Source organism: Mycobacterium sp. E802, from assembly GCF_001666875.1.
Lineage (GTDB): Bacteria > Actinomycetota > Actinomycetes > Mycobacteriales > Mycobacteriaceae > Mycobacterium.
On record NZ_LZJD01000100.1, the window covers coordinates 1 to 1,558 of the forward strand.

Here is a 1,558-nt window from a genome sequence, read left to right on the forward strand (position 1 = left end):
ATGGCCCCACCGCCGACCAGGATCAGCGCGCCGACGATCGAAATGGGCAGCAGGATACGGAGACTGCCGCGCACCAGGTCTACCCAGAAATTGCCGAGGTCGCCGGTGTTGCGCCGGACCAGGCCACGGACGAAGGCCATGGCCACGGCCATGCCCACGGCGGCCGAGACGAAGTTCTGCACGGCCAGCCCGGCCATCTGCACCAGGTGGCCCTGGGTGGATTCACCCGAGTAGGCCTGCCAGTTCGTGTTGGTCACGAAGCTGATGGCGGTGTTCCAGGCCAGGGCCGGTGTCATCGGGGTGGCCGGATCGTTGAGGTGCAACGGCAACTTGCCCTGTACCAGTTGCAAGGTGAACAGGAACACGATGCTGACCGCGGAGAACGCCAGCACGCTGCGGGCATAGGCGCCCCAGGACTGCTCGGCCTTCGGGTCGGCACCGATGGTTCGGTAGATGAATCGCTCTACCCGCGAATGCTTCTCGGTCGTGTAGACGCGGTACATGTAATCGCCGAGTGGTACGTGGACAGCTGCCACCGCCACGATAAGGACGACGAGGAAAACGATCCCCGCGGTTGTCGTAGTCACTAGAACCTCTCCGGAAACAGCAGCGCCGCGAAGAGAAACAGCGCAATGAGGACCGCCAGGCCCAGGCCGATGACGTTTTCGTAGCTCACAGTCCCTCGACCAACTTCTGCACCAGGCCCAGCAGCGCGAAGATCGCCACTGTCAGCACGATGAACACCACAACGGACATGGGTTCTCCCACACGTTTACGGCCGCCGGCTCTCGGCGACCGATCAAGGGTGCGTCTGCTGCGGGCGGTCGGCGACGATCTTTATGTCTTCTTTACGCTCGGCTGCCCGACCTTTACGGGTTCTTTCCCGGAGGCCGTGCCGGCCCGCGTTGCCGGCGTAAAGATGCTGTCAACAGCGCCCGGTTGCGCCGTACGAAATGTGTAACCGTCGTCGCATTCCGCCGACAGGTGTTCCTAACGTGTGCCGCGAATGTCGCCGCGTGAAGGAGCTGGAGTCATCGACAATCCATCGTTGTGGGGTACGACGGCCTTCGGCCAGCTGGCCGCCATCGCAGTCATCGTCCTATTTCTGCATGTCCCGCTGGGGAATTACATGGCGGCGGTCTACACCTCGCGCACTGACTGGGCGGTGGAGCGGGTGATTCACCGACTGGTCGGGGTGCAGGTCGGCGGCCAGCAGCGTTGGACCGGCTATCTGAGGGCGGTGCTGGCGTTTTCGGTCGTCAGCGTTCTGCTGCTGTACGGACTTCTGCTTTTGCAGACGTATTTGCCGGAGCCGTGGGGCCGGAAAGGTATGACGCCGGCATTAGCGTTCAATACCGCAATTTCATTTACGACCAATACCAGTTGGCAAAACTATGCGGGCGAGGCGACCCTCGGGCACGTCGGTCTGGTGGCCGGCCTGGGCGTACAGGCCTTCGCGAGCCTCGCGGTCGGCATGTGCGTCGCCGTGGTGTTGATCCGCGGGCTGGCACAGTATCAGAACCAGCAGATCGGCAACTTCTGGGTGGATCTGGTGCGC

General features: G+C 62.8%; 4 protein-coding genes. 1 reads left to right on the plus strand and 3 read right to left on the minus strand.

Going from position 1 to position 1,558, the window contains the following annotated elements; all coding sequences use genetic code 11:
• The 3 genes from A5699_RS15220 to A5699_RS29190 all read right to left on the minus strand — a co-directional run.
• Nucleotides 1-587, minus strand: a 587-nt coding sequence (locus A5699_RS15220; protein WP_197508296.1) for a potassium-transporting ATPase subunit KdpA, incomplete at its 3' end; no start/stop codon positions are given.
• Entirely contained in the window at nt 587-676 is a 90-nt protein-coding gene (locus A5699_RS29185; RefSeq protein WP_157561277.1) for a potassium-transporting ATPase subunit F, read from the minus strand. The genes A5699_RS29185 and A5699_RS15220, both read right to left, overlap by 1 nt.
• Nucleotides 673-768: a potassium-transporting ATPase gene (locus tag A5699_RS29190; protein ID WP_229481739.1), complete on the minus strand. Its 96-nt coding sequence runs from the start codon at nt 766-768 to the stop codon at nt 673-675. Before A5699_RS29190 ends, A5699_RS29185 begins: the two co-directional genes overlap by 4 nt.
• Before the next feature lie 238 nt (nt 769-1,006).
• On the opposite strand from A5699_RS29190, the gene A5699_RS15230 reads away from it, so the two are divergent.
• The coding region (locus A5699_RS15230) for a potassium-transporting ATPase subunit KdpA (protein WP_197508297.1) at nt 1,007-1,558 on the plus strand (552 nt) is incomplete at its 3' end.